Consider the following 3214-nt stretch of genomic DNA (forward strand, 5'->3'; position numbering starts at 1 on the left):
AGCCTGGCAGCGTCCTACTCTTGCGGGACGTCAGTCCAACTACCATCGGCGCTGGAGAGCTTAACTGCTGTGTTCGACATGGGAACAGGTGTGGCCTCTCCGCCATCGCCGCCAGACTATTTGGGTGAATGTCATATACATTCAAAACCGGATAGAAGTATCGAGAAGAGTGAACGCACTCTTTAAATTGTTCATTAATTACTTTGAATAAGTCATCGATGGATTAGTATTTGTCCGCTGAATGTGTTGCCACACTTACACGCCAAACCTATCAACCTCATAGTCTCTGAGGCATCTATTGGGGAAATCTCATCTTGAGGGGGGCTTCATGCTTAGATGCTTTCAGCATTTATCCCGTCCATACGTAGCTACCCAGCTATGCCGTTGGCACGACAACTGGTACACCAGTGGTATGTCCATCCCGGTCCTCTCGTACTAAGGACAGCGCCTCTCAAATTTCCTACGCCCACGACGGATAGGGACCGAACTGTCTCACGACGTTCTGAACCCAGCTCGCGTACCGCTTTAATGGGCGAACAGCCCAACCCTTGGGACCGACTACAGCCCCAGGATGCGATGAGCCGACATCGAGGTGCCAAACCTCCCCGTCGATGTGAACTCTTGGGGGAGATAAGCCTGTTATCCCCGGGGTAGCTTTTATCCGTTGAGCGATGGCCCTTCCATGCGGAACCACCGGATCACTAAGTCCGTCTTTCGACCCTGCTCGACTTGTAGGTCTCGCAGTCAAGCACCCTTATGCCTTTACACTCTTTGAATGATTTCCAACCATTCTGAGGGTACCTTTGAGCGCCTCCGTTACTCTTTAGGAGGCGACCGCCCCAGTCAAACTGTCCATCTGACACTGTCTCCCAGCCGGATCACGGCTGCGGGTTAGAATCTCAACCACACCAGGGTGGTATCCCACCATTGCCTCCACATAAACTGACGTTCATGCTTCATCGGCTCCCACCTATCCTGTACAGGTGGAGTCAAGATTCAATATCAAATTACAGTAAAGCTCCACGGGGTCTTTCCGTCCTGTCGCGGGTAACCTGCATCTTCACAGGTACTATGATTTCACCGAGCCTCTCGTTGAGACAGTGCCCAAATCGTTACGCCTTTCGTGCGGGTCAGAACTTACCTGACAAGGAATTTCGCTACCTTAGGACCGTTATAGTTACGGCCGCCGTTTACTGGGGCTTCAATTCGTACCTTCGCTTGCGCTAAGCACTCCTCTTAACCTTCCAGCACCGGGCAGGCGTCAGCCCCTATACTTCACCTTTCGGTTTGGCAGAGACCTGTGTTTTTGGTAAACAGTCGCTTGGGCCTATTCACTGCGGCTTATATTGCTATAAGCACCCCTTCTCCCGAAGTTACGGGGTCATTTTGCCGAGTTCCTTAACGAGAGTTCGCTCGCTCACCTTAGAATTCTCTTCCCAACTACCTGTGTCGGTTTACGGTACGGGCAGTATGATTACTTGCTAGAAGCTTTTCTTGGCAGTGTGAGTCCGTATGCTTCGCCTACTATTTTCGGCTCCCCATCACCACTCAGCTTTAACGCATGCCGGATTTGCCTAGCATGCAGCCTTATGGCTTGGACGCGCTCTTCCTTCCGCGCGCTCATCTTTTCCTTCTGCGTCACTCCATCACTCAAATGCAATCTTACTGGTACAGGAATTTCTACCTGTTGTCCATCGCCTACGCTTATCGCCTCGGCTTAGGTCCCGACTTACCCAGAGCGGACGAGCCTACCTCTGGAAACCTTAGTCGTTCGGTGGACGGGATTCTCACCCGTCTTTCGCTACTCACACCGGCATTCTCACTTCTAAGCGCTCCACATGTCCTTACGATCATGCTTCGCCGCACTTAGAACGCTCTCCTACCATTAAAATAAATTTTAATCCACAGTTTCGGTAATATGTTTAGCCCCGGTACATTTTCGGCGCAGCGTCACTCGACTAGTGAGCTATTACGCACTCTTTAAATGATGGCTGCTTCTAAGCCAACATCCTAGTTGTCTGTGCAACGCCACATCCTTTTCCACTTAACATATATTTGGGGACCTTAACTGGTGGTCTGGGCTGTTTCCCTCTCGACAATGGACCTTATCACCCACTGTCTGACTCCCATACATCACATCTGTGGCATTCGGAGTTTGTCTGAACTCGGTAACCCGGGATGGGCCCCTCATCCAAACAGTGCTCTACCTCCACGATGCTAATATGAGGCTATACCTAAATATATTTCGGAGAGAACGAGCTATCTCCAGGTTCGATTGGAATTTCACCCCTACCCACAACTCATCCGGTCACTTTTCAACGTAAGTCGGTTCGGCCCTCCATTCAGTGTTACCTGAACTTCAGCCTGGTCATGGGTAGATCACCTGGTTTCGCGTCTACGAACATATACTCAATCGCCCTATTCAGACTCGCTTTCGCTGCGGCTCCACATTCACTGCTTAACCTTGCATATATTCGTAACTCGCCGGTTCATTCTACAAAAGGCACGCCATCACCCATTAACGGGCTCTGACTACTTGTAAGCGCATGGTTTCAGGTTCTATTTCACTCCCCTCCCGGGGTGCTTTTCACCTTTCCCTCACGGTACTGGTTCACTATCGGTCAGCAAGGAGTATTTAGCCTTGGGAGATGGTCCTCCCGGATTCCGACGGAATTCCTCGTGTTCCGCCGTACTCAGGATACATTCTAAATTTATCGACTTTTTAACTACGGGACTCTTACCCCCTGCGGTTGGCCTTCCCAGACCATTCGTCTAAGTCTTTAAATCCGTTGTGAATGTCCTACAACCCCAGCCGAAGCTGGTTTGGGCTCTTCCCCGTTCGCTCGCCGCTACTTAGGGAATCGATTTTTCTTTCTCTTCCTCTGGATACTAAGATGTTTCAGTTCTCCAGGTGTCCTCCAACGACACTATGTATTCATGTCGTGGTAATACCTCGCGGTATTGGGTTTCCCCATTCGGAAATCTCCGGTTCAAAGCTTACTTACAGCTCCCCGAAGCATATCGGTGTTTGTTCCGTCCTTCATCGGCTCTTGCTACCTAGGCATCCGCCATGCGCCCTTCACTACTTAATCGTAATGAAATTTCTGTGAGTGTATCTTATAGATACGTTTGCGTTCTCGTTTTCAATTCTTTTTCTCGATTTGAAATCTTTTTACTCTTCTCTTTACTTCTATACGGTTTTCAATGTACATAA

Annotated in this window: 2 rRNA genes; both read right to left on the reverse strand. The window is 49.8% G+C overall.

Features of this window, described 5'->3' with window-relative positions:
• Nucleotide 1 precedes the first annotated feature (1 nt).
• Nucleotides 2-116: ribosomal RNA gene (gene rrf / locus HNR41_RS11240) — 5S ribosomal RNA — on the reverse strand.
• Nucleotides 117-203: 87 nt separating this feature from the next.
• Nucleotides 204-3092, reverse strand: a 23S ribosomal RNA gene (locus HNR41_RS11245).
• Nucleotides 3093-3214 lie beyond the last annotated feature (122 nt).

Source organism: Jeotgalicoccus coquinae (genome assembly GCF_014207425.1).
Lineage (GTDB): Bacteria > Bacillota > Bacilli > Staphylococcales > Salinicoccaceae > Jeotgalicoccus > Jeotgalicoccus coquinae.